We start from the raw sequence: 217 nt of genomic DNA on the forward strand, positions 1-217 counted from the left end.
TGGCCTGCCCCCTGAAAAGTGGTCCTCCATGAAGTAGGTTTTTTGAGCCTTTGGAGGATGGCGCGATGGCGCAGAAGAAGCACAAGCCGGAAGAGATCGTCGTGAAGCTTCGGCAGGTCGACGTTTTTGTGTCGCAGGGGCGGCCGGTTGCGGAGGCGATCCGGGCCATCGGGGTGACGGCGTTCACCTATTATCGCTGGCGCAAGGAGTTCGGCGG

The 217-nt window shown here is 60.8% G+C and carries 1 protein-coding gene; it reads left to right on the forward strand.

Annotated elements, in window-relative coordinates; all coding sequences use genetic code 11:
- Positions 1 to 65: 65 nt before the first annotated feature.
- On the forward strand, positions 66 to 217 hold a 152-nt coding region (locus V5F66_RS22305; RefSeq protein WP_394004539.1), incomplete at its 3' end, for a transposase.

Origin of the sequence: Xanthobacter versatilis (genome assembly GCF_043193975.1) — a bacterium.
GTDB classification, from domain to species: Bacteria; Pseudomonadota; Alphaproteobacteria; order Rhizobiales; family Xanthobacteraceae; genus Xanthobacter; species Xanthobacter autotrophicus_E.